Raw genomic sequence first — 23501 nt, 5'->3', positions numbered from 1 at the left:
CCGGATGCCACGACGTACCAGCCGCAGCCCGCTCGTCGGAGTGCTGCTCGCCGCCCTGCTCACGGCCCTGTGCGCGGCCTGCTCGAGTACGCATCCGGTCATCCGTCCCGAGCCCGATCACGTCAAGGCGCCGACGCGCTCCGCCGCGCCGCCCTCCGCGTCGGTGCAGCCCTCGGCGGCGTCCGGCACGCCCGGCGCGGGTGGCCCCTCCCGCACTCCCGCGACCGGGACCGCTACGGGGGCCGGGGCGGGGGCCGCCTGTTCCTCTCCGGCCGCCTGCGGCTTCCCCGACGCCCGTACGACCGGGCCCCGTATCCCGCTCAAACCCCACAGGACCGGGTATCTGGCCGTCCGCACCGACGGGCTGGTCATACGCGGCTGGGACATCACCGGCTCGCTCGACGTCTACGCGAACGACGTCACCGTCATCGACACGAAGATCACCTCCGACAACTGGTGGGGCGTCAACCTGCGCCCCGGCTACCACGGCCTGCGGGTGCTGCACTCCACCATCACCGCCGTGCCCGGCAAGGGGCCCGACAACGGCGGCGTGGACTACGCGGTGTCCAACATGGGAGGCAGCTCCATCGAGGTCGGCTGGTGCGACGTCTCGGTGTTCGGGGACGCCCTGTCCATGGGGCAGGGCCATCTGCACGACAACTACGTCCACGACATCGTCCCGTTCGTCAACCAGGGCGGCGAGTGGCAGCACACCAACGCCGTGATCAGCGGCGGCGGCAACACCGGGCAGCTGATCATCCGCCACAACACCCTGCTGAACCCAACGAGCCTGAAACAAGGGGCCTCAGGCAGCATCGGCCTGTTCGCGGACACCGGAGTGGTCCGCAACGTCACCGTCGACCACAACTGGATCGCGGGCGGCGCATACGCCCTCTACGGCGGGGACACGGGCGCCACCGGGATCAGGGTCACCGGCAACGTCTTCTCCACGCAGTACCACCCCGTCTCCGGCGGCTACGGCGTGGTCGGCCACTGGAACGCGGGCGGCGCCGGAAACGTGTGGCGCGACAACCGGATGTCCGACGGCCGGCCCGTCACCCCGGAGCCGTCCTCGTGAGCGCGGCCCTGGCGCGCCGCGCCGCGCGGGCGCCCTGGACGCTGCTGAAGGCGGCGTTCGGCTGGCTGGTCCTCTTCGAGGCCAGGAACAAGCTCCTGCTCGCGCCCTCCGCGGTGCGGCTGCGCCGTATCGAGGACGCCGAGACCCGGCGGCTGGCCGCCGTCCTGCCGGCACCGCCCTCGGCGCTGGTCGCGACGGTGATCGCCACGCACCGGCGCCCGGAGGCGCTGCGCGCCGCCGTGCGCTCGGCCCTGGACCAGACGGTGCGCGACCAGGTCGTCATCGTGGTCGACGACGGCGCCGGACTGCCCGAACTGCCCGCCGACCCGCGGCTGTTCGCCGTCTCGCTGACCCGCAACACCGCTGTCGCGGGCGTCGTGCGCAACGTGGGCATCCGCCTCACCCGCTCGCCTTACGTGGCCTTCCTGGACGACGACAACCGGTGGGAACCCGACCACCTGGAAAGAGCGCTGGCGGTCCTCCGGTCCCCCGGCGGCCCCGACGGCGTCTACACGGCGCTGCGCCGCGTCCTGCCCGACGGCAGCGAGAAGGACGTCCTGTCGGTGCCGTTCGACCGGCGCCGGGCCGCCCGCGAGGCCTTCCTGGACACCAACGCCTTCGTCGCCCGCCGCACCCGCTCCCTGCACTTCAGCCGGCTGCGCCGCACACCTCGGGTGCTGCCCCGGGAGGACTGGGAGCTGATCCGCCGCTACGGCCGCGGCCACCGGGTGCTGCACGTGCCGCATCCGACCGTCCGGTACCTGGTGAACCCGGCCAGCTTCTACACGGACTGGTGACGGCCCGTGCCCTGCACTCCTGTTCCGCTCCTCTTCCGCTCCGACGTCAGGTGGTCGATGCCATGCCCCAGTCCCGCGCCCTCAGAAACAGATTCGTCGACGCGCCCGGCTCGCTGGGCGAACGACTGCGCACCGCCCGCTGGGAACGGTTCCGGCGCTGCTTCCCCGGCATCGAGAGCATGCGCGTCGTGGACCTGGGCGGGACGGCCGAGATGTGGCTGCGCGCACCGGTGCGCGCCAAGCACGTCCACCTGATCAACCTGGAGGAGCACCCCGCCGAGCTGCCCGACTGGATCACCGCGGAGGTCGCCGACGTCACCGATCCGGCGGTCGCCGCCGAACTGAGCGGCAGCGGCGGCTACGACCTGGTGTTCTCCAACTCGACCATCGAGCACGTGGGCGGCCCGAGCCAGCGCCGGAAGTTCGTCGCGGCCGTCGAGCAGCTGGCGCCGCTGCACTGGATCCAGACGCCGTACCGCTACTTCCCGGTCGAGCCGCACTTCGTGGCGCCCGGCTTCCAGTTCCTTCCCCTGGCCGCCAGGGCGCGTCTGGTGCGGCACTGGCCGCTCGTCCACAGCCGCCCCGACAGCGCCGAGTCGGCGATGAACGCCGTGATCGGCATCGAGCTGCTGACCCGCGCCGAGATGCGCCACCTGTTCCCGCGGTCGGCGCTGCTCGGCGAGCGGGTGCTCGGCGTGACGAAGTCGCTCATCGCCGTGCGGAGGGAGCCGGGATGCTGAACAACCTGGTCAACAGGCACGACGCGGACCGGCTGCTGCGCAAGGTGCGCAAGCGGGAACTCGACCGGGTGCTCGCCAAGCTGCGGGTGCGCGGCGGCGCGCGCGTGGTCCGGCACTGGTCCCAGGTCGACCCGTCGCTGACCGAGTGGTGGGCGATACCGGCGGTGATCAAGCGGTGGAACCTGCTGATGACCGGTGACGCGGACACCTCGTTCCCCGCGTACGTCGCCGCGAAGCACTTCGCGCCGCGCACCGGGCTGCGCGGCCTGTCCCTGGGGTGCGGCACCGGCGGCAACGAGCTGCTGTGGGCGAAGACCGGTGCGTTCTCCCTGCTTCAGGGCGTGGACGTGGCGCCGGAGCGCATCGGCTTCGCCACCCGCGCCGCCGCCGAGCACGGGCTCGCCGACATGCTGCGCTTCCGGGTCACCGACGTCCACCGGATGACCGGCGACGGGGAACGCTTCGACGTCCTGCTGGGCCTGCAGTCGCTGCACCACTTCGACCACCTCGACGAGACGCTGCCGCGGCTGGCCCGGCTCATCGAGCCGGACGGGCTGTTCGTGGTGGACGAGTTCGTCGGGCCGACCCGGTTCCAGTGGAGCGACGGGCAGCTGGATGCGGCCAACGCGCTGCTGGCCATCCTGCCCGAGGAGCGGCGGCGGTTGGCCGACGGGCGGATCAAGCGGCGGGTCGTGCGGCCCAGCAGGCTGTCGATGGTGCTGGACGACCCCTCGGAAGCGGTCGACGCCGCTTCCCTGCTGCCCGGGCTGCGGCGGCATTTCGAGGTCGTGGAGGAACGGCCCTACGGCGGCACGGTGCTGCACATCGCGTTCTCCGGGATCGCGCACAACTTCCGTGACCAGGAGCCGGAGACGCTGGCGCTGCTGGAGCGGTGCTTCGCGATGGAGGACGCCGCGTTGAAGGACGTGGGGCACGACTTCGTCGCGATGGTGTGCCGGCGACGGAGCCCTGCCTGAGGACGGCGATGAGTCCCTTCGGGAGGCCCGTCACGGCCCCGGCGTCCCGCGCAGCGCGCCCGGTCGGAGCAGGGCCGCCGCGGCCGCTCGGCTGGCCGGGCGGCCCAGCACGGCGCGGGAGGTCTCCCGGAGCAGGACCGCGGCGCGGAACACGGCCGTGGCCAGGGGGCCGTGACGACGCCGGTACAGGCGGACCCGGTTGAGGGTGAGCAGGGTCCACAGACGGGGTGACACCTGGGAGTCGCCGCCCAGGTGGACGGCTTCGGCGCCGGGCTCGAGCTGTGTGGCGTACCCCCGGTCGCGTGCCCGCAGGCAGAACTCCGTCTCCTCCGAGTACAGGAAGAAGGACTCGTCCCAGGGGCCGCACGCGGCCAGGCACTCCCCCGAGACGGCCATGAGCGCGCCGGTCGCCCAGTCGGCCCGGGTGGGACGCCGGTACGCGGCCGGGTCGGTGACGAGTTCGCTCAGGGCCGGGAAGCGGCCCGCCCGGGTGTTGCCGATGACGGCCTCGCCCAGGGCGCGCAGCACGCTCGACTCGCGGCGCAGCGAGTGGTGCGGCGTGTCCCGGCCCTCCTCGTAGAGAAGGGGTACGGCGATCCCCACGCCGTGCCCGAGCCGGCCGACGAGGCGTTTGGCGCAGCCCTGCCGCATGCGGATGTCCGGGTTGCAGACGAGGACGGCGCCGTACTCGCCGGCCGCGCCCAGCGCCGCGTTGACACCGGCCGCGTATCCGGCGTTGCGTCCGGTCTGGACGACCGTGGCCTCGGGTGCCAGCCTCCGCAGCACCTCGACGGTGTCGTCGCGGGAGGCGTTGTCGGCGACGACGAGCCGCCAGTCGAGGCCGGCCATGCCGTCGGGGAGCGCGGCGAGGAACCCGGGGAGCACCGAGGCGCTGTTCCAGGTGACGACGAGGACGGCGACAGGGCTCATCGGGACTCCGCGAGGTGGGGAAGCCGGTCGGATGCCGGGCGTGGAGCGGGAAGGGCGGCGGCGGCCGCCTCGCGGCGGACGAAGCCGAGGTAGCTTCCGCCGGCGCCGAGGGTCAGGAAGAACATGCCCGCGTACATGGGGAAGCTGAGCGCGTCGAAGGTGGCGCTGATGACCAGGGCGACCAGCGCGGAGGCGAGGAACGCCTGCCCGAGTTCCCGGTCGGACTCGGTGCGGGCGAGCCGGCGGATGGCACCGCCGGTGTGGATCCCGGTGACGAACAGGACGAGCAGCGCCACCAGGCCCACCACGCCCGTCTCGGCCAGGGTCAGCATGTACTGGTTGTCGGTGAAGAAGTACAGGTCGGGCGTGAAGGTGCCGAACCCCCGCCCGAACCAGGGGCGTTCGCTGAGGTAGGGCACGATCGCGCTGTACTTCACGGTGCGTGCCTGGGTGCTGCTGTCGGAGTTGGACAGGAAGCTGGCGAACAGGCCGGTGATGGTTCCGATCAGCCCCGGAATGATCACCTTGAAGCCGGCGACCGAGCCGAGGATCAGCCCGATCGCGGCCCAGCGCCGCTGCGGCTTCCAGCGGGGCACCATCACCAGGATCACGATGAAGACGCCGATGATGGACGTCCGGGACACCGTGAGCGGCAGCGCACCCGCCATGATCGCCACCGGGGCCCAGCGGCGCAGCGCCCCGGCGTGCCGCCGTACCGGATCGAACGCCTGGTGGACGGCGAAGGGCACGAGGATGGCCAGCATCCCGCCGAACTCCAGCGGATGGGCGGTGGTGGAGCGCGGCCGGGTGAAGGAGCCGCGGCCCATCGCGCTGATCCCGGCGGTGCTGGAGTGCAGGCCGGGGATGTGGATGGAGTCGGCGATGTTGGTCGCGGCGAAGAAGTCGTAGTAGCCGATCAGGGCGACGACCGTGCCCAGGACGACGAGGCGGCGCATCAGGGTCTCCAGCCGGCCGCGCTCCTGGATGCCGGCCGAGGCCAGCACCACCAGCGCCACCCACACGCCGAGCCCGATGAGCCCGCGGTCGGCGCCGAGGACCTCCTCGTGGGAGCTGTCGCGTGTGGCCTCCGCGAGGTACGACAGCAGCACGGCGGCGGCGAGCACGCACATCGCCACGCGCGGCAGCCTGGTGCCCGGCGCCGGGAGGATGCGGCCGCCGAGCCAGGTGGCGAGGTACCACAGAAGTCCCAGCAGGGCGAAGACGTTGGCCGGGGTGCCGACGCCGCCGAGCGCGGGCAGGGTGAGGTTCGACGGGATGAAGAAGGCCAGCACCAGATAGCCGGTGAGGACGGTCGTGGCGTCCAGCCTCCGCACGAGCAGGCCCTTGGGGCGCTCGGGCGGCCGGGCGCGGTGGCGCCGGGGTACGTACCCGGCCAGGGCGCGTCCGCGGCGGCGGACCACCGCGACGCCCTCGGCGAGGATGGACAGCAGGAACGCGCCGACCATGCCGACGATGACGACCGCCGCGATGCCCTGGTAGCGGCCCTTGGACTGGGAGACCGGGGTCTGCGGCAGGACCACCGGCGCGGTCTGCACCGCGTACACGGCCGGCACCTTCGACGCGGCCTGCAGGGCCTTGAGCTGCTCCCCGGTGAACTTGGTGAGGGTGGTGGTCTCCCGGAGCACCTTCGCCCGGTCGGTGCCGGTGACGCTCAGGGTGAGCAGCGGGCTGTCGGCCTGCGGCGCGAAACCGACCGTGTACTGGTCGGTGACGCCGCGGGAGTGCAGTTCCTTCGCCGAGTCGCTGGACTGGAGCGTCCTGATCAGCACGTCGGCCGTCACCACCAGTGAACCTCCCGCGTTCGACAGGGGGTTGCCGAAGGTCGGGGCGAGATCGGCGATCGCGGTGGAGTCGAGGAGCGTGACGGAGCTCTGCGACTCGTAGGAGACCGGGATGGTCCGGTACAGGTATCCGCCGGCGAGGACGCTGAGCAGCGTGAGCGGCACCATGAAGTACCAGCGCCTGCGCATGATCGCCAAAAGGTCGGCAAGGCTCATGAGATCTCCCTTTTGGTGGCGAACCGCCCGTGCGCCTGCGAGGATCGGTGCCGACGGAAGGAATCCCCGTGTCGCCTCGTGACGTCGCCGAAGCGCTGCTCCGCCGCTGGTACGTGCTGCTGCTCGCGCTCCTGCTGACGGCCGCCGGAGCCTACAAGGTGCTGCACCCGGCGCCGCGCTATCTGAGTTCGGCGGTGGTCGTCCTCAAACCGCCGGTGACCGGCTCCCAGCCGAACCAGCTGACGAACCTCCAGCCGCCGCTGGCCACGCTGTCGTACGGCGTCATCCAGCAGCTCCAGTCGCCCGCCGGGCGCAGGGAGCTGGACGCCGCCGGCGTGCACGGGCCGTACCAGCTCGTCCCGCGCAACAGCGGCACCAGCGCGACGCCGCGCTATCTGATCCCCTCGGTGCAGGTCCAGGCGCAGCGCGGTGGCGCCGTCGAGGCCGACACGGCGGTGCAGCGGGTCGTCGACGCCTACTCCCGGCACGTGGCGCGGTTGCAGGACGCGCAGGGCATCGCGCCCGCGGCGCGGATCAGCGCGTCGGTCCTGGTGGCGCCGAGCGCGGCTCCGGTGCAGGGCACGAGGTCCCGTGCGCTGGCCGGCACGGGTCTGCTGGGCGCGACGGCCGGGATCCTGGGCGCGCTGTGGTGCGACCGGTACCTGCTGCGGCGCCGGCGCGGGACGGCGGGCCCCCCGGAGCCGCGGCGCCATGGCGACGAGGTCGCGGCGGTGGGCTGAGTTCCTTCCGCGCATCAGATGCCGCGGCGCTTCCAGGACTCCCACCACAGCCACTCCCGGCCGCGCTCGGCCACGGCCGACCACACCAGCGGCTGCAGGTACGGCATGGCCTTCGGGCCGATCCGTCTGCGCAGCCGCAGGGCGCGGTACTCGGGCAGCTTCCGGTACTCCGGAAGGCACCGCTCGGCGAACGCGACGCATTCGTCGACCGGTACGACGGCGGTGCGCCCCCGGTCGTAGGCCCGGTACGCCCGGCGCAGCGCGTGGCGGGCGAGCCGGGTGTGGACCTGTTCGGCGAGGCGGTCGGCCTGGGGCAGCCGGTCGGCGCATTTGGCGAGCACCGAGTCGAAGGCGACCAGGCGCTGGCGCAGGTCGTCCAGTTGGCCACCGAAGTCCGTGGTGGACATGTTCTTGCCGTGGACTCGGTAGAAGGCCTGGTCGGCGCCGCGTACGTAGCCGACGTCGGCGTGTGCGGCGAGCCGCATCCACATCTCGATGTCGCCGGCGTGCGGCAGCTTCGGGTCGTAGCCGCCGACCGTGCGCTGCAGGCTGGTGCGGACGACCACCTCCGGTGAGGTGATGCAGCCGGTGCCTTCCCTGAAGCGCCGTTCCAGCCACCACTGCCCGGGGTAGACGACCGCACCGGTGCTCCGGGTGCGGGCCCTGGGCAGGGGGCCGCCGTGCCGGAAGCGCAGGGGACGCCCGTAGGCGAACCCCGCCTCGGGGTGGGCGTCGAGGAGCGCGGCGGCGCGGACCAGGGCGCCCGGGACCAGCCGGTCGTCGGCGGAGAGCAGGGCGACGTAGTCGCCGTCGGCCCACTCCAGGAGCCCCTCGTTGTAGGTGGCGATGTGGCCCTTGTTGGCCTGGTGGACCCGGACCTCGATCCTGGGGTCGGCTGCGGCGAGTTTGTGCGCGGTCTCCGCGGAGTCGTCGGGCGAGGCGTCGTCGATGATGAGCACCCGGACGTCGACGCCGTCCTGCTCGTCCAGGACGCTGCTGACGCAGTCGGCGAGGAAATGGCCGTACTTGTAGCAGGGGATCACAACACTGACGGTGCTCATCGGTGGCGAGGCCAATCCCCGGTGGCGGCCTCCGCGTCGGGCGCAGGCCGCCACCGGTGCGCTGTGGTGGGTCAGTTCTTCTTCTTGCGGACGGTCTTGCCGGTCAGCGTCCAGCTGTGGGACTTCACCGGGTGCCGGTGCTTGTCCCGGGCCGTGACGATGATCTTGAACCGGGTGCCGTCCGGCAGGGGGGCGGACAGGTGGACGGACGCCTTGTGGCCGGCCCGGTCGTAGGAGACGACGGCCATGACGTGGAGCTTCTTCGCGGCCTTGGTGCCCTTCAGGACGGTCACGGTCGCCGTGACGGACGACACCGCCGTCCTGCCCGGTACGGTCATGACGAGGGGGCTGGCCGCGTCGGCGGTGTGCGCCACCGAGGAGGCGGTCACCTCCGACGCGGTGGCCGTCGACAGGGACGCGCTCGGGTTGTCGGCGGTGAAGACGGGCCCCACCCAGTAGTTCGCGGAGCCGTAGGAACCGGTCGGGAAGGCGGGGTCGGCACCGTACTTGTAGAGCCCGTTGTGATGGGCGGTGGTGTCGGCGGTGGCGGTGAGCGGGTAGGACTGGTGGGCCGCCGCGAAGTAGCCTCCGTCGACCGCGTAGTTGCCGTTCGGCGCGTGGTAGGAGACCACGTACGGGGTGCCGGCGGTGATCGCCACCGGGGTGGCGAAGGTCAGCGTCTGCCAGCCGGAGGCCGTCTCGTTGGTGAAGGTGCCGGCGGCGAGCAGGGTGCCGTCGTCGGTCCACAGGCTTCCGGTGTGGGTGCCGGTGTTGCCGGTGCCCTTGTAGAAGGTGACACCGGTGACCCAGCCGTCCGCCGACGACGTGAACCGGGTGCCCAGCTCGACGGAGTTGGGGTCGCCGGTCATGTCGGTGGTCGCCGGCAGGGTGCCGGAGTTCCACAGGCCGCAGGGGCAGGTCACCGCGGGCGGGGTGGAGCTGGTGGTGAAGGACCAGGTCACCGGGTCCGCCATGGTGTTGCCCCACAGGTCGGTGGCCTGGACGGAGGCGGTGTACCGGGTGTTCAGGTCCAGTTCCGTCGACGGCGTGAAGGTCGCCTTGTTCGACACCGGAAGCGTCGTGCTGCCCGGGACGGTGCTGCCGTCCGGGCCCTTCAGGGTGAAGGTCAGGCTGTCGGCGTCGACGGCGGAGCTGAAGACGGCCGACATCGGCGCGGTGATCGACACGCCGGTGGCCCCGGACGTCGGCGAGGTGGAGCTGACGGTGGGCGGGGTCGTGCTGGCCGTGGAGGTGTCCAGCACCACGTCGACCCAGTAGTTGCTGCCGGAGGACTGCGAGGACGGGAAGGCGCTGCTGGAGCCGTAGTGGTAGACGCCGTTGCCGCCGTCGGTGCCGGACTTCAGCGCCGTGAGCGGGGCCAGGCCGGCGTCGCCGTTGCCGAAGTAGCCACCGTCGTAGGAATATCCGCCGTTGGGGGCGAAGTACGAGGCGACGTAGGTGGCGTTGGCCTTGACGGGCACCGGCGTGGCGAAGTTCAGCTGCTGCCAGCCGGAGGAGGTCTCGTTGGTGAAGGTGCCGGTGGCCAGGCGGGTGCCGGAGGCGGTCCACAGGCTGCCGGTGTGGGTGCCGGTGTTGGCGGGCGACTTGTAGAAGCGCACACCGGTGATCGAACCGGGCACCGTGGTGCGGAACTTGACGCCGAGCTCGACCGAGCCGCCGTCGCCCGCGTTGACGGTGCCGGGCACGGCGGAGGCCGGCCAGACGGTGCACGGGCAGGCCTGGGGGCCGACGGTCAGCGGGACGGTGGTGACGGCGCCGATGTTGACGCTGTCGTCGACCGCGCGGACCTCGACCGACGCCGGGCCGGGGGTGGTGGGGGTCCAGCTGTAGCTCCAGGACGTCAGGCCGGTGGCGGCCTTCCAGGTGGTTCCGCCGTCCGTGGAGACCTCGACGCGGGCCACCACGCCGCCGCCGGAGTCGGTGGCGGTGCCCTTGATCGTGACAGGTTTCAGGGCCGGGACGGTCACCCCGGAGGCCGGGCTGGTCACGGTCACGGCCGGTCCCGTGGTGTCGGTGGAGGCGGAGGCGGCGACGAGGTTGCTCTGCCGGGTCGCCGGCTGGACGCCCATGTCGGCGAGGACGTTCATCGTCGCCTGCTGCATCCGGGAGTCCTCGGTGACCACCGCGTTCGCGGGATCGCTGGTGGGCACGTTGGTCAGGCCCCACGACCACTGCACGGTCCCCGAGCCGAACACCAGGGCTCCGGAGTCCTGGTCGCGGAACTCGACGAGGTTGTGGGTCGCCGTGCCGTTGCCGTAGATGTTGCCCCAGTCCGTGCGGAGCTTGCCGTCCTCGATGTCCACCGTGGTGGAGGAGACGTCGATCGCCCCGGCGGGCCGGGTGCTGTTGTCGATGTCGCTGTCCCACTCGTAGCCGAGGGTGCCCGTCGGGAACGTGGCGGTCTGGCCGGCGGTGAGACCGGCGATGGAGGTGTTGCGCCAGATCCGGTTCCTGCCGTACGAGCCGGGGACGGTGATCGCGTCGCTGCGGTAGCCGTTCACCTGGAACATCGAGCCGGTGAGGATGTTCGGCGGCTGGTAGGTCTGGCCGTACTGGGTGCTGGCCGGGTCCATCCAGGTGCCGGTCCAGACTCCGCTGGGGTCGGCGATGCCGTTGTTCTGGGCCATCTTGGTCATCTTGTAGCAGACCAGGGTGCGGTCCGCCGTGTTCGTGCCGTCGATGCTCGGGGCCAGCCGCGTCTTCCAGAACACCTCGTTGCCGCTGAAGAAGGCCTCCCGGACGCCGGCCTTGCGGGCGGCGAGGACGTTGGAGTACTGGCTCTGCGTCCAGTACTCGTCGTGGCCGGAGGACATGTACACCTTGTGCTTCTTCAGCAGCGTGGCGCCGTTCGCCGAGGAGACGTCCACGCCGGACAGGTAGCTGACGTCGTAGCCGTTGCGCTCCAGCCAGGACAGCATCATGTACTCGGAGCCGTAGATGCCGTTGTCGCCGCCGATGTCCAGGGGCCGGTTGTAGCTGACCTCGTAGGCGCGGCCGTCCGGGGCGGGGCCGCCGCCTCCGTACAGGTCCTGGCCGCCGTAGTCGTTGTAGGCCTGCCAGGTCTGGTCGCTGGTCTGCACGACCAGCCCGGAGGTGCTGGCGTCGTTGCGGACGACGAAGGGGTACGGCATCACGCCGTCGTTGTCGTTCTGCGTGAGGTTGGCGATGTACAGGCCGGACACGGCGTCGCTGGGCACCGTCCAGGTCGCGGTGACAGGCCAGTTGCCGCAGTCGACCAGCCCGGTGCTGCTCTTGGTGGTGCAACCGGCGGGCTTGGTGGTGAAGTTGGCCGGGTAGGTGACCGCCGCCTGGGCCGCGGTCGAGATCTCGCGCGCGCCGTCGCCGCCGTACCAGCCGAGCCGGTAGATCTCGATGTGGTAGGCGACCGGCGACTGCACCTTGAACTGCACGGTGTCGCCGGCCTGGACGCTCTCCTTGGTGGAGAAGCCCTTGATGCCACCGTAGGCGTTGGGGGCGAACCAGTCGGACATGGGGCTGCCCGGCCTGGAGTTCTCGCAGACGATCGGGTTCGAGCCCGCCCCGCACGGGTCGGAGGCCGCCTGGGCTGTCACGGCCTGCGGGAGCACCGCCCATACGAGTGCTGCCACGACGGCGAGGCGCAGGCCCCGGATCCGTCTGCTCCATCTGTTCATGAGTACCTCTCAGCGGTGCTGTGCAGGACCGGCCCGTGAGGCGCCGGGTGAAGCGTGGGAACCGGGGCCGGTCAGCCCGCGAGCGCGTCGGTGAGGGCGTCCACGACGCGCTGCTGCTGGTCGGGGGTGATCTGCGGGTACAGCGGCAGGGACAGGATCCGTTCCGCCGCCTTCTCGGCGTTCGGGAAGTCGCCGGGGCCGTACCCGAGGTGGCGGTAGGCGGGCGTCAGGTGGACCGGCGCGGGGTAGTGCACGCCCGCGCCGATGCCCTCCGCGTTGAGCTTGCCGACGACGTCGTCGCGGTCGGCGCCGACGACCTGGACGACGTACAGGTGCCATACGTGGACGTTGCCCGGCGCGGTCGCCGGGAGGACGACCCGGCCGGCCGCGGACAGCCGCGCGAGCAGCGTGTCGTAGCGGGCCGCCGCCGCGCGCCGGGCCGCGTTGCTGTCCGCGAGCCGGGCCAGTTTGGCCCGCAGCACGACGGCCTGCAGTCCGTCCAGCCGGCTGTTGAAGCCGGGCACGTCGTGGCGGTACTTGGCGGTGCCGCCGTGGTTGGCGATCGCGCGCACCAGGCCTGCCCGTTCCTCGTCGTCGGTGAGCACGGCGCCCGCGTCGCCGTAGGCGCCCAGGTTCTTGCCCGGGTAGAAACTGGTGGCCGCGATCCCGCCGCTGCCCGGCGTCCGGCCGTCGCGGGTGGCGCCCTGGCACTGGGCGGCGTCCTCGATCAGCCGTACGTGGCTGGGGAGTTGGGCGCGCAGTGCCGTCACGTCGGCCATCTGCCCGTAGAGGTGGACGGGTACGACGGCTCGGGTGGCCGGGCCGACCGCGTCCAGTGCGGCCTGCGGGTCGAGGAGGTGGGTGCCGGGCAGGCAGTCCGCGAGGACCGGGCGGGCGCCGATCCTGGCCACCGCGCCGGCGGTGGCGATGAAGGTGTTGGCCGGTACGACGACCTCGTCGCCGGGACCCACCCCGCTCGCCCGCAGGGCGAGTTCGACGGCGTCGGTGCCGTTGGCGACACCCACGCAGTGCGCGACGCCGCCGAAGTCGGCGTATGCGCGCTCGAAGCGGCGGACCTCGTCGCCGCCGACGAACGCGGTGCCCGCAAGGACGCGTTCGAACCCGGCCCGTACCTCGTCGGCGACCTCCTCGTGGGCGGCCTTGAGGTCGACAAGCGGAATCTGGTTCATGTCAGCGGTCCCCCCACTGGTCGCGGCGCGGGCCCTGTGCGCCTCGCGTGTTCGTCGAGCGCGGACGCGTCCGCCGCGCGCAGCCGCCGGGCCGGGCTGCCCGCCCAGACCTCGCCCGGCGGCACGTCGCCGAGCACGGTGCTGCCCATCCCGATCAGCGACCAGGCGCCGATCGTGGTGCCCTCCCTGATCAGGGCGCCGGAGCCGACGTAGGCGCCCGGCTCCAGTCGCGCTCCTCCGCCAAGCCGGACTCCGGAGGCGAGCGTGGTGTGGTCCCCGACCACGTCGTCGTGCGTGAGGACGACGTGCGGCATCACCGCGACATGCGCGCCCACCTGTACGGCGGCGGTCAGCGCGCAGTGCGCGAGCAGCACCGAGCCGGGGCCGATCCGGGAGCTGGCCGACACGGCGGCCGTCGGGTGGATCACGGTGGCGTACCGGTCCGCGGGCAGGCCGAGCCTGCGGACCAGCCGGGCGCGGGCCGCGTAGTCCCGGGGGTTGCCCACGCAGACGACCGCCTGGGCGCCGGGCAGGTCGTGGACCATGTCGCAGCCGCCGAGGACGGGCACGCCGTCCACCTCTTTGCCGTGCAGTGCGGGGTCGTCGTCGAGGTGGCCGAGCAGTGTGAACCCGCCCGCGTCGCGTACGGCCTGTGCGGTCTCCCGGGCGAATCCGCCCGCGCCGATGATCACAAGTCCGGTCATCTTCGGGCCTGTTCGCACAGTACGGCCACGACGCGGTCCTGCTGGGCCTCGGTCATGGTGTGGAACAGCGGCAGGATCAGCGAGTCGCGGGTGAGCCGCTCGGTGACCGGGAGCGGCGCGTGGGGATGGCCCGCGTAGGCGGGTTCGAGGTGCGCGGCCATGATGCCGCGCCGGGCGGAGACGCCGGCCGCGGCGAGCGCGCCGAGCAGGTCGTCCCGGCCGGTGGGGAAGTCCTCGTCCAGCAGCACCCAGTAGGACTGGAAGTTGCTCTGCCCGTGCGCAGGGTCGCGTACGGGGGTGAGGCCGGGGACGTCGTGCAGCAGCGCGGCGTAGCGGGCGGCCAGTGCGCGGCGGCGGGCGATCATCGCGTCGAGCCTGCCGAGCTGGACCAGGCCGATGGCGGCCTGCACGTCCGTCATCCGGTAGTTGAAGCCGACTTCCAGGTAGCTCTCCAGGACCGGCTTGTCGCTGGCGTGGCGCTGCGCCGCCGAGGCGTTCATGCCGTGCTCGCGCAGCCGGCGCAGACGGGCCGCCCAGTCGGCGTCGTCGGTGGTGATCATGCCGCCCTCGCCCGTGGTGACGAGCTTGCGCGGGTGGAAGGACCAGGCGGCGAGCAGCGCGCCGTGGCCGACGGGCTTGCCGCCGGCCGTGGAGCCGATGGCGCAGGCCGCGTCCTCGATCAGGGGCAGGTCCCAGTCGGCGCAGGCGGCGCGCAGGCCGTGCACGTCGGCGGGTACGCCGCCCTGGTGGACGGCGAGGACGGCCCTGGTGCGCGCGGTGCGGACGGCGTCCACGGTGGCGGCGGTGAGGTTGCCGGTGGCGAGGCCGACGTCGGCGAAGACCGGTTCGGCGCCGACGTACCGTACGGCGTTGGCGGTGGCGATGAACGACAGCGAGGGCACCACGACCTCGTCGCCGGGGCCGAGGCCGAGCGCGACCAGCGACAGGTGCAGGGCGGTGGTGCAGGAGCTGACGGCGACGGCGTGCTCGGCGCCCACCCGCTCGGCGAAGGCCCGCTCGAAGGCGGCGACGCGGGGTCCCTGGGCGACCCACCCGGACAGTACGGCGTCGGCGGCGGCCTGAGCCTCCTCCTCGCCGAGCCAGGGGATCATCACCGGGATGCGGTCGGTGCTCACTTGTCCGCCTCCCGCTCCGCGCGCCACCACTCGACCAGGTCGCGCAGGCCCGTGCGCAGGTCGATGCGGGCCGTGAAGCCGAGCCGTTCGGCGGCCCGGGTGGTGTCGGCGAGTCGCCGGACCACCCCGTTCACGGCGCGGGCGGGCCCGTGCACCGGCTCGAGGCCGGTCGCGCCCATCGCCTCCAGCAGGCCCTCGGCGAGCTGTTTCAGCGAGGTCTCCGTACCGCTGGCGATGTTGAACACCTCGTCGGTGAGGTCCGACTCGGCGGCCAGCACGTTGGCGCGGGCGATGTCGCGGACGTCGACGAAGTCCATGGTCTGCCTGCCGTCGCCGAGGATCAGCGGCGGCTCGCCCGCCTGGATGCGCTCCATCCAGCGGATGAGCACCTCGGTGTAGAGGCCGTGGATGTCCATCCGGGGGCCGTAGACGTTGAAGTAGCGCAGGGCCACGTAGTCCAGGCCGTACATGGCGTGGAAGCTGCGCAGCATGCCCTCGTTGAAGGCCTTGGCGGCGCCGTAGAAGGTGTCGTTGTTGTAGGGGTGGTGGCGCTCGGTCGTCGGGAAGGTCTCGGCCATGCCGTAGACGGACGCCGACGAGGAGGCGATCACCTTGGCCACTCCGGCGTCGGCGGCGGCCTCCAGGACGTTGAAGGTGCCGTCGACCAGGACCTCGTTGGCGAGGCGGGGTTCCTCCGCGCACTGGGTGATGCGGAGGGCGGCGAGGTGGAACACCAGGTCGGCGCCCTCGGTGACCTTCCGGACGGTGGCGGCGTCCCGGATGTCGCCCTCGACGACCTCCACGACACCGCTGGACAGGGCCTGGGCGAGATTGGCCCGGCGGCCGCGCACGAAGGTGTCGAGCACGGTGATCTCGCGGGCGCCGCCCTCGGCCAGGAGGTCGACGAGATGGGACCCGATGGTGCCCGCTCCCCCGGTGACCAGGATCTTCTTTCCTCGTACGCTGCTCAACTCGCTTGCCCTCTCGGTGGATTGGGGGCGCTCAACGCGCCGCGCGCAGGCCCACGACCGCGCCCTTGAACTCGAGGCTGCGGGAGGCCGCCTCGAGGATGTCCAGTACGCGCAGGCCGGCCCGGCCGTCGGTGAGCGGCACCCGGCCCGCCCGGATCGCGTCGCCGAACTCGTCGACCATGCTGCGCAGCGCTTCCTTCTCACCGATCGCGGGCGCGATCATGTCGCCGGTGCGGTAGGAGACGAGCATCTCCCGGCGCTCGTCGGCGCCGATCTCCTGCGGTGCCGCCAGGTCGACGCCCCGGTCGTAGACGGACACCCGCTGCAGGGGGTTGAGGTCGTCCCAGAGCAGGGTGCGTTTGGAGCCGCCCACCATGGTGGTGCGCACCTTGGTCGGGGAGAGCCAGTTGACGTGCACGTGGGCGATGGCCCCCGTGTTCAGCTGCAGCGTCAGATAGGCCACGCAGGCCTGTCCGGCGCCGATCGGGTCGGCCCCGTGGGCCGCGACGGCGACCGGCTCGACGCCCGCGGGGAGGATGAAGTCCAGGATCGACAGGTCGTGCGGGGCGAGGTCCCACAGCACGTCGATGTCCTTCTGGACGAGCCCGAGGTTGATCCGTACCGAGTCGACGAAGTGGATCTCGCCGAGTTCGCCGGAGCGGACCAGCTCCCGGATCCGGCCGACCGCGGGCGTGTAGCAGTAGGTGTGGTCGCACATCAGGGTGAGCCCGCGCTCCTCGGCCTCGGCGACCAGGCGCATCCCGTCGGCGTAGGTCGCGGCGAGCGGCTTCTCGACGAGGACGTGCTTGCCGGCGCGCAGGGCGGCGAGGGCGATGTCGAGGTGGGTTCCGGCGGGGGTGGCCACGGCGACGGCGTGCACGGCGGGGTCGGCGAGGACGGCCGCGTAGTCGTCGGTGGCCTGGACGGTGGAGTAGCCGCCGAGGACCCGCCGGGCCCGGTCCGCGTCGAGGTCGCACAGCCAGCGCAGCCGGAACCCCTCCCCGGCCTGGAAGTTGCGGACGAGATTGGGGCCCCAGTAGCCGGCTCCGACGACGGCGACCCCCAACGGCTCCGCGGTCAGCGTCACGTGCTTGCTCTGTTCCCGGTCCATCAGTACGCCCCCGTTCCGCGCACCACCGCGGACCCGGTGCGCAGCAGGATCGACAGGTCGAGGCCCATCGACCAGTTGTCCACGTATCCGAGATCGAGGCGGACCGCCTCGTCCCAGGGCAGGTCGGAGCGGCCGCTGACCTGCCACAGTCCGGTGAGGCCGGGCTTGACGAGCAGCCGGCGCCTGATGTCGGGCGGGTAGGCCTCCACCTCTTCGGGCAGCGGCGGCCGTGGGCCGACGAGGGACATGTGGCCCTTGACAACGTTGAGCAGCTGCGGCAGTTCGTCGAGCGAGCTGCGCCGCAGGAAGGAGCCGACCCGGGTGATCCGCGGGTCCTGGCGCACCTTGAACAGCAGGCCGTCGCTGTTCTGGTTCAGGTGCGCCAGTTCCGCCTTCAGGGCCTCCGAATCCGGCCGCATGGTGCGGAACTTCAGCATGGTGAAGTGGTCGCCGTAGCGGCCCACCCGCTGTTGCCGGAACAGCGCCGGTCCGGTGCTGTCCAGCCGGACGATCAGGGCGATCAGCAGCATGGGCGGCGCGAGGAGGAGAAGGAGGACCGCGGCGAGCGTCCGGTCCAGCAGTTCCTTGGGCATCCGGGACAGCGGCGAGAGCTTCGGGGCCTGTATCCGCACCAGCGGCACCCCGTTGACGGGCCGTACCGCGAGGCGGGAGGCGGACACGTCGGTGAGCACGGGGGCCAGCAGGAAGTCGACGCCCTGCGCGGCCGCGGTCCAGGACATCCGGCGCAGCACGTCGGCGTCGAACTCGGGCGCCGGCAGGGCCACCACGGTGCTGATGCCGAGGGCGTGGATGACGTCGTTCATGTCGTCGACGCCGCCGACCAGGGGCAGGCCCAGTCTGCGGATCTCGGGCGCGTTCCGCGGATCGCTCAGGCAGACTCCGGCGACCTGTATGTCGTCGGTTCCGGACGCGCGCCGCAGTACGGCGACCAGCTCGGCCACGCCGTGCGCCGGTCCCACCAGGAGGGCGGCGCTGCGGTCGCGGCCCCGCGCCCAGCGCCGGTGCATCCGGCGGCGCAGCGTGTAGCGCACCGGCAGGGCGAGGGCCACGGCCGGTAAAGCTGCCATGATCATGTCATGCAGAAGTGCGGAATCGCGGGTGAACAGCCAGTGCACGGCCACGGCCAGCGCCGGCAGCGCGAGGGCGCCGCGCAGGACCCGCACGTACTCCTCGGTGCCCGCACCGAGGGCGCTGCGATCGTAGGAGCGGTGGGCCAGCATGGCCGCGATCCACATCGGCGGCAGCACCAGGGCCACCGCCCAGCGGCCGTACGTCCCGTGGATGATCAGGGCGGCGGCGACGGCCGTGAGACCGTCCGCCGTCAGCAGGATGGACCGGTACTTGCGTTCCCAGCGTCTTCGACGGGCTTCCGGGCGTCTGTGTGCCACCACCCGGTGCTCATGCGTGACCTCAATGGTCATGAACCCCCCACCACATGCTCGGCCACACCCCTGACCGAACGAAACCGGGCACGCGGCCATGCGGCCGCAGCCAGGACTGGAACGGCGCCGATGCGTCTCCTCAGCACAGCGGCGTCGCAAAGCAGGAGTCTTCAGCGGTTCCCCAACCGCCTCACGCCCCCAGCGTGTTCGTCACTGCCGGTGTCGCGTCCGGTCCACGACGACGCGCGCTGACGTACCGTCAGCAGCGCACGCCATGCCCAAACCGGTCCGGCGGGCCTCAATCTAGACCACTGGAGGCAGTCACGGGAACAGTTGGACGAAACACGCAGCGCAATGACGACTTCGCGGCCATACTGCCCGGGTGACGAGCATCGTGATCCCCGCCCACAACGAGGCGCGCGTCATCGGCCGGCTCCTCGATTCGCTGGTGGACGGCCCCGGCGGGGACGAGACCGACATCGTGGTCGTGTGCAACGGCTGCACGGACGACACCGCGCGCATCGCGGCGGCTCGCGGCCCGCGCGTCCGGGTGATCGAGATCCCCGTCCCCTCCAAGCACGCCGCCCTGCGGGCGGGCGACGACCACGCACACGGTTTCCCCCGCCTCTACGTGGACGCCGACGTCGTGATCACGGGCGACGACGTGCGGGCGCTGACCGAGCCGCTGCACGATGCCGCCTCGAGCATCCTCGCCACCGCTCCCGAACGGCACATTCCGCTGGCCGGCTGCGCCTGGCGGGTGCGGGCCTACTACCGGGTGTGGCAGCGGCTGCCCGCCGTGCGCGAGGGGCTCTTCGGCCGGGGCGTCATCGCGGTGTCCAAGGCCGGGCACGCGCGGATCGCCGCGCTGCCGCCGCTGATGGCGGACGACCTGGCCGCGTCCCTGGCGTTCGCCCCGCCGGAGCGGCTCGTCGTCGGCGCGGCCCGGGCCGTGATCCAGCCGCCACGCACGTGGCCGGACCTGATCAGACGCCGGATCCGGGCGGCGGTGTCCACCACCCAGGTCGAGCAGCATCAGGAGCCGGGAGGGGCTTCGGCCCGCACCAGCACGGCGGATCTCGCGGCCATGCTCCGCCGGGAGCCGAAGCTGCTCCCCGCCGTCGTGGTCTTCCTCGCCGCCGCGGTCACCGGCCGGCGCCGGGCCCGAAAGGCCGTCCGCGCCAAGGACTTCGGCACCTGGCTCCGGGACGAGAGCAGCCGGCAGAACTGACCGCACCGCACCTGGAGCCCCGTCTTGTACCTCACCGACCGTTCCGCGCCGCCGAAGCCGGGCACCGCCGCGGGCCGAAGACGCGGCCCGGGGCCGAAGATCGCCCCGGTCGTGCTCGTGCTGGGCACGGTCAGCCTGATCACCGACGTCTCCTCGGAGATGGTCACCGCCGTCCTGCCGCTCTATCTCGTCACGACCCTCGGTTTCAGCCCGCTCGGCTTCGGCACCCTCGACGGCGTCTACAACGGCGTCAGCGCGCTGGTCCAGCTCACCGGCGGCCATCTCGCCGACCGGGTGCGGGGCCACAAGCTGCTGGCCGGGCTGGGCTACGGCCTGTCCGCGGTGTGCAAGCCGCTGCTGCTCATCGCCGGCAGCCTCGGCACCCTCGGCGCGGTCCTCGCCCTGGAGCGGACCGGCAAGGGCCTGCGCACCGCTCCGCGCGACGCGATGATCTCCCTGTCCACCCCGGCGGACGTCCAGGGCCGGGCCTTCGGCGTGCACCGGGCGATGGACACCACCGGCGCGATGCTCGGCCCGCTGGCCGCCTTCCTCATCCTCCGCGCGGCGGCCGACGGTTACGACGCCGTGTTCGGCGTGAGCGCGTGCGTCGCCGCGCTCGGCGTGCTGATCCTCGTGCTGTTCGTACCGGGGAGACGCGACGGCGTGGGGGCGGGGGTGGCTGCCGGCAGGTGGCCCGGTCCGGCGGGTACGGCTGCCGGTGCTTCGGGTACGGCTGCCGATCCGGCAGGCATGGCTGCCGCTGCGGCCGGTACGACCGCCGGCCATGCGGGCGCAGTTGCCGCCGGCGCCCGGGTGGCGGGCGACGTCACGATGGGCGAGGCCGGTGGGGGCGATCCCGTCGGCGTGCAGTCCGAAACCCCGGCGGGCGGGGGCGCAAAGCCGCCCGTCCGCCTGCGCGAGGCTGTGGGGCTGCTGCGGCTGCCCCGGCTGCGGGCGCTCGCCGGCTGTGCGGCACTGCTCGGCCTGACCACCGTCAGCGACGCCTTCGTCTACCTGCTCCTCCAACGGCGGGCGGGGGTCGGCGAGCAGTGGTTCACGCTGCTGCCGCTGGGCACGGCGGTGGTGTTCCTGCTGCTGGCGGTGCCGCTGGGCGCGCTGGCGGACCGGATCGGGCGGCGCACCGTGTTCCTCGCCGGGCACGCGGGGCTGCTCACAGCCTACGGCCTGCTGCTGTGGGCGCCGGCCACGCCCGTGCTCGCGCCGGCCGTCCTCGCGCTGCACGGCATCTTCTACGCGGCCACCGACGGCGTTCTTCCGGCCGCCGTCGCCGGCCTCGTGCCCGCGCAGCTGCGCGCCACCGGCCTCGCGGTCGTCGGCACCAGTCAGGCGCTGGCGCGGTTCTGCTGCTCGCTGGCCTTCGGCGCCGCGTGGACGGTGTGGGGCGACGGCCCGGCACTGGCCGGCTCGGCGATCGGCCTGCTGTGCTGCGCCGCGGTGGCGGGCACGGTGCTGCGGCCGAGCGGCAGGATCTCATGACCACCACAGCCCCGAGGACAGGGATGACATCGCTGCGCCGCCGCCTGCTCGTACTCGTTACGGCGGTCCTGCTCCTCACGGGACTGGGCACCGCCGTGGTGCTGCACGCCGCCGCCCGCGCGGACCGGGCGGACCAGCGGCGGCCGGGCGATCCCGCCGCCATTTCCGGGAAGTTGACGCTCCGTCAAAAGGGTCGGCTGGCCTTCGTCAACACGGCGTCCGGGCCCCTCCGGGGCGCGGTGGCCTCCGTTCCGTCCGCCGAGCCCGGGAGCGGCCGGACCGCCTCGCACCTGAAGTGCGTGCGGTTCTACGCGGCGGCAGGCACGGGCATCTGCCTCCAGTCCAGCCCCGGTGTCCTCAGGCAGAGCAACCGCGCCCTGCTCGTCGACGCCGATCTGCGGACCCGGCGCAGCTTCCCGCTGGCGGGTGCCCCCAGCCGGGCCCGGGTCTCGCCCAGCGGCCGCTTCGCCGCCTGGACCGTCTTCGTCTCCGGCGAGTCCTACTCGTCCGCCTTCTTCTCCACGCGGACCTCCGTCCTGGACACCCGCACCATGCGGCTGACTCCCAGTCTGGAGACGTACTCCATCGTCAAGGACGGCAAGCCGTACCACGCCTCGGACGTCAACTTCTGGGGCGTCACCTTCGCCTCCGACGACGACACCTTCTACGCCACCCTCAACACCGCCAACCGCACCTATCTGGTCCGCGGTTCCCTCTCCCGGCGCACGGTCACCACGCTGGTCCAGAACGCGGAATGCCCCTCGCTCTCCCCGGACGGCACCCGTGTCGCCTTCAAGAAGCGGGTGCTGTCCCGTACCGCTCTCTGGCACGAGTACGTCCTCGATCTGCGCACCCTGCGCGAGACGGCGCTGGCCGAGCGCCACAGCGTCGACGACCAGGCCACCTGGCTCGACAACCGCACCCTCGCCTACGCCCTGCCCAGCAACGGCAAGATCGGCGGCAGCGACCTGTGGAGCGTGCCGGCGGACGGCACGGGAACCCCGCGGCTGCTGATCGCGGACGGATCCTCCCCGGCGCCGCTGTAGGAGGTGGGCCACGCAGAGCGCCGGGTCCACGACGGTCGGTGGGCTATGACCTGGGCCACAATCCGGGGGGCTTCCGCCGCGACCGGTGGAGGCGTAGGTTCCGTTTACCCCGCGAGAGCGCCTCTCCGGCGCCGGTCCGCCAGTCCCGGGTCCGTGGACCAGCGGGGGCCAACTTGCATACACGGGCGGGGGCGGCCACGGAGCGACGGCCGCCGGCCCTCCGGAACGGTGGCCGACGACCGCGCACAGCCACTAGGGTGCGGTGAGCGATCGCTTACGCGCCCGTGCGCACGCCGCGGTGCCGGAAGAGAGGCGAGGAGCCCTTGTCGGTCATCGACGTGTGGATGCAGCACCCCACGCTCCGTCACTCCCGCCACGAGATGTTCGAGTCGCTGCGCCGGTGGACGGGGCAGGGGCCGCTGGAGGAGCCCCTGCCGGTCGAAGCCACCGTGGCGGCCATGGCTGCGGCGGACGTGGAGATCGGGCTTGCGGCGGCCTGGTACGGCCCTGAGGGCCCGCTGATCAGCAACGACGAGGTGGCCGGGTTCGTCGCCCAGTCCGGGGGCCGGCTGCGCGGGGTCGCCGGCGCGGACCTCACCCGCCCGGTCCTGGCCGTGCGAGAGCTGCGCCGCGCCGTCGAGGACCTCGGCTTCGTGGCCCTGCGGATCATCCCCTGGCTATGGCAACTGCCGCCCACCGACCGGCTGTACTACCCGCTGTACGCCGCCTGCGTCGACCTAGGCGTCCCCTTCTGCACCCAGGTCGGCCACACCGGCCCGCTGCGCCCCTCGGAAACCGGCCGGCCCATCCCGTACATCGACCAGGTCGCGCTCGACTTCCCGGAACTGACCATCGTCTGCGGGCACATCGGCTATCCGTGGACGACCGAGATGATCGCCGTGGCCGACAAACACCCCAACGTCTACATCGACACCAGCGCCTACACCGCCCGCCGCTACCCGCCGGAACTGGTGGACTATCTGCGCGGCCGGGGCCGCCGGAAGGTGCTGTTCGGCACCAACTACCCCATGATCACCCCGGCGCGTGCGCTGGAGCACCTCGCCGGTCTCGGCCTGGACGAGGAAACCACCGGCCTGTTCCTCTCCGGGAACGCCCGCCGGATCTTCAGCCTCTGAGCCCGCTCGGCGATCTCCCGCGATCGCCGGACGCCCTCCCCGCGCCGGATCGTTGCTGCAT

19 protein-coding genes are annotated in these 23501 nt (G+C 72.4%); 9 read left to right on the top strand and 10 right to left on the bottom strand.

What is annotated here, in order from left to right:
- Window positions 1–4: 4 nt before the first annotated feature.
- The 4 genes from ACGFZN_RS02735 to ACGFZN_RS02720 all read left to right on the top strand — a co-directional run bounded on the left by ACGFZN_RS02735 (window position 5) and on the right by ACGFZN_RS02720 (window position 3592).
- On the top strand, window positions 5–1078 hold the full coding sequence (locus tag ACGFZN_RS02735; RefSeq protein ID WP_393856635.1) for a hypothetical protein: 1074 nt from the start codon (window positions 5–7) through the stop codon (window positions 1076–1078).
- Complete coding sequence (locus ACGFZN_RS02730) at window positions 1075–1875, top strand: glycosyltransferase family 2 protein (protein WP_393856634.1); 801 nt, start codon at window positions 1075–1077, stop codon at window positions 1873–1875. Before ACGFZN_RS02735 ends, ACGFZN_RS02730 begins: the two co-directional genes overlap by 4 nt.
- Window positions 1876–1937: 62 nt before the next feature.
- On the top strand, window positions 1938–2615 hold the full coding sequence (locus ACGFZN_RS02725; protein ID WP_393856633.1) for a class I SAM-dependent methyltransferase: 678 nt from the start codon (window positions 1938–1940) through the stop codon (window positions 2613–2615).
- Window positions 2609–3592, top strand: coding sequence for a class I SAM-dependent methyltransferase (locus ACGFZN_RS02720; protein ID WP_393856632.1), 984 nt, complete (start codon window positions 2609–2611; stop codon window positions 3590–3592). Before ACGFZN_RS02725 ends, ACGFZN_RS02720 begins: the two co-directional genes overlap by 7 nt.
- Window positions 3593–3622: 30 nt before the next feature.
- Here the strand turns inward: ACGFZN_RS02720 and ACGFZN_RS02715 are convergent, their stop codons facing one another.
- Together ACGFZN_RS02715 and ACGFZN_RS02710 are read right to left on the bottom strand one after the other, a co-directional pair.
- Entirely contained in the window at window positions 3623–4522 is a 900-nt protein-coding gene (locus ACGFZN_RS02715; RefSeq protein WP_393856631.1) for a glycosyltransferase family 2 protein, read from the bottom strand.
- Complete coding sequence (locus tag ACGFZN_RS02710; RefSeq protein WP_393856630.1) at window positions 4519–6540, bottom strand: O-antigen ligase family protein; 2022 nt, start codon at window positions 6538–6540, stop codon at window positions 4519–4521. The genes ACGFZN_RS02715 and ACGFZN_RS02710 overlap by 4 nt, the downstream gene beginning before the upstream one ends.
- 68 nt (window positions 6541–6608) lie before the next feature.
- Here ACGFZN_RS02710 and ACGFZN_RS02705 point away from each other — a divergent pair, with 68 nt between their 5' ends.
- Window positions 6609–7280, top strand: a complete 672-nt coding sequence (locus tag ACGFZN_RS02705) for a hypothetical protein (RefSeq protein ID WP_393856629.1) — start codon at window positions 6609–6611, stop codon at window positions 7278–7280.
- 14 nt (window positions 7281–7294) lie between these two features.
- Here the strand turns inward: ACGFZN_RS02705 and ACGFZN_RS02700 are convergent, their stop codons facing one another.
- The 8 genes from ACGFZN_RS02700 to ACGFZN_RS02665 form a co-directional block, all read right to left on the bottom strand.
- Window positions 7295–8341 carry a glycosyltransferase family 2 protein gene (locus ACGFZN_RS02700; protein WP_393856628.1) on the bottom strand — a complete coding sequence of 349 codons (1047 nt, stop codon included), beginning with the start codon at window positions 8339–8341 and terminating at the stop codon, window positions 7295–7297.
- 71 nt (window positions 8342–8412) lie between these two features.
- Window positions 8413–11970 (bottom strand): DUF4082 domain-containing protein, encoded by a 3558-nt coding sequence (locus ACGFZN_RS02695; RefSeq protein WP_393856627.1) that lies wholly within the window; start codon window positions 11968–11970, stop codon window positions 8413–8415.
- Between the two features lie 116 nt (window positions 11971–12086).
- Window positions 12087–13205, bottom strand: coding sequence for a DegT/DnrJ/EryC1/StrS family aminotransferase (locus ACGFZN_RS02690; RefSeq protein ID WP_393856626.1), 1119 nt, complete (start codon window positions 13203–13205; stop codon window positions 12087–12089).
- Window positions 13202–13909 (bottom strand): acetyltransferase, encoded by a 708-nt coding sequence (locus tag ACGFZN_RS02685; protein WP_393856625.1) that lies wholly within the window; start codon window positions 13907–13909, stop codon window positions 13202–13204. The genes ACGFZN_RS02690 and ACGFZN_RS02685 overlap by 4 nt, the downstream gene beginning before the upstream one ends.
- Entirely contained in the window at window positions 13906–15045 is a 1140-nt protein-coding gene (locus tag ACGFZN_RS02680; RefSeq protein ID WP_393856624.1) for a DegT/DnrJ/EryC1/StrS family aminotransferase, read from the bottom strand. Before ACGFZN_RS02680 ends, ACGFZN_RS02685 begins: the two co-directional genes overlap by 4 nt.
- Window positions 15042–16016: an NAD-dependent epimerase/dehydratase family protein gene (locus ACGFZN_RS02675; RefSeq protein ID WP_393856623.1), complete on the bottom strand. Its 975-nt coding sequence runs from the start codon at window positions 16014–16016 to the stop codon at window positions 15042–15044. Before ACGFZN_RS02675 ends, ACGFZN_RS02680 begins: the two co-directional genes overlap by 4 nt.
- 31 nt (window positions 16017–16047) lie before the next feature.
- Window positions 16048–17127: a Gfo/Idh/MocA family protein gene (locus ACGFZN_RS02670; protein ID WP_393856622.1), complete on the bottom strand. Its 1080-nt coding sequence runs from the start codon at window positions 17125–17127 to the stop codon at window positions 16048–16050.
- Complete coding sequence (locus tag ACGFZN_RS02665; protein WP_393856621.1) at window positions 17127–18569, bottom strand: sugar transferase; 1443 nt, start codon at window positions 18567–18569, stop codon at window positions 17127–17129. Before ACGFZN_RS02665 ends, ACGFZN_RS02670 begins: the two co-directional genes overlap by 1 nt.
- A 343-nt stretch (window positions 18570–18912) precedes the next feature.
- On the opposite strand from ACGFZN_RS02665, the gene ACGFZN_RS02660 reads away from it, so the two are divergent.
- The 4 genes from ACGFZN_RS02660 (at window position 18913) to ACGFZN_RS02645 (ending at window position 23440) form a co-directional block, all read left to right on the top strand.
- The gene (locus ACGFZN_RS02660) at window positions 18913–19761 is read left to right on the top strand and encodes a glycosyltransferase (protein WP_393856620.1); all 849 of its coding nucleotides are present in this window, start codon (window positions 18913–18915) and stop codon (window positions 19759–19761) included.
- Between the two features lie 24 nt (window positions 19762–19785).
- Entirely contained in the window at window positions 19786–21258 is a 1473-nt protein-coding gene (locus tag ACGFZN_RS02655; protein ID WP_393856619.1) for an MFS transporter, read from the top strand.
- Window positions 21255–22304: a TolB family protein gene (locus ACGFZN_RS02650; protein WP_393856618.1), complete on the top strand. Its 1050-nt coding sequence runs from the start codon at window positions 21255–21257 to the stop codon at window positions 22302–22304. Before ACGFZN_RS02655 ends, ACGFZN_RS02650 begins: the two co-directional genes overlap by 4 nt.
- 323 nt (window positions 22305–22627) lie before the next feature.
- Complete coding sequence (locus ACGFZN_RS02645) at window positions 22628–23440, top strand: amidohydrolase family protein (RefSeq protein ID WP_393856617.1); 813 nt, start codon at window positions 22628–22630, stop codon at window positions 23438–23440.
- Window positions 23441–23501: the final 61 nt, after the last annotated feature.

Origin of the sequence: Streptomyces sp. NPDC048192, assembly GCF_043202415.1 — a bacterium.
In the GTDB taxonomy this organism is placed as follows: domain Bacteria; phylum Actinomycetota; class Actinomycetes; order Streptomycetales; family Streptomycetaceae; genus Streptomyces.
Note: the sequence above shows the minus strand (reverse complement) of the source record. Positions and strands in the feature narration are given on the sequence as shown.

Bases quoted from the DNA above. Each gene is read 5' to 3' on its own strand.
- ACGFZN_RS02735 (WP_393856635.1), top strand. From the start codon at position 5: ATGCCACGACGTACCAGCCGCAGCCCGCTCGTCGGAGTGCTGCTCGCC.
- ACGFZN_RS02725 (WP_393856633.1), top strand. From the start codon at position 1,938: ATGCCCCAGTCCCGCGCCCTCAGAAACAGATTCGTCGACGCGCCCGGC.
- ACGFZN_RS02720 (WP_393856632.1), top strand. From the start codon at position 2,609: ATGCTGAACAACCTGGTCAACAGGCACGACGCGGACCGGCTGCTGCGC.
- ACGFZN_RS02715 (WP_393856631.1), bottom strand. From the start codon at position 4,522: ATGAGCCCTGTCGCCGTCCTCGTCGTCACCTGGAACAGCGCCTCGGTG.
- ACGFZN_RS02710 (WP_393856630.1), bottom strand. From the start codon at position 6,540: ATGAGCCTTGCCGACCTTTTGGCGATCATGCGCAGGCGCTGGTACTTC.
- ACGFZN_RS02700 (WP_393856628.1), bottom strand. From the start codon at position 8,341: ATGAGCACCGTCAGTGTTGTGATCCCCTGCTACAAGTACGGCCATTTC.
- ACGFZN_RS02690 (WP_393856626.1), bottom strand. From the start codon at position 13,205: ATGAACCAGATTCCGCTTGTCGACCTCAAGGCCGCCCACGAGGAGGTC.
- ACGFZN_RS02685 (WP_393856625.1), bottom strand. From the start codon at position 13,909: ATGACCGGACTTGTGATCATCGGCGCGGGCGGATTCGCCCGGGAGACC.
- ACGFZN_RS02670 (WP_393856622.1), bottom strand. From the start codon at position 17,127: ATGGACCGGGAACAGAGCAAGCACGTGACGCTGACCGCGGAGCCGTTG.
- ACGFZN_RS02665 (WP_393856621.1), bottom strand. From the start codon at position 18,569: ATGACCATTGAGGTCACGCATGAGCACCGGGTGGTGGCACACAGACGC.
- ACGFZN_RS02650 (WP_393856618.1), top strand. From the start codon at position 21,255: ATGACCACCACAGCCCCGAGGACAGGGATGACATCGCTGCGCCGCCGC.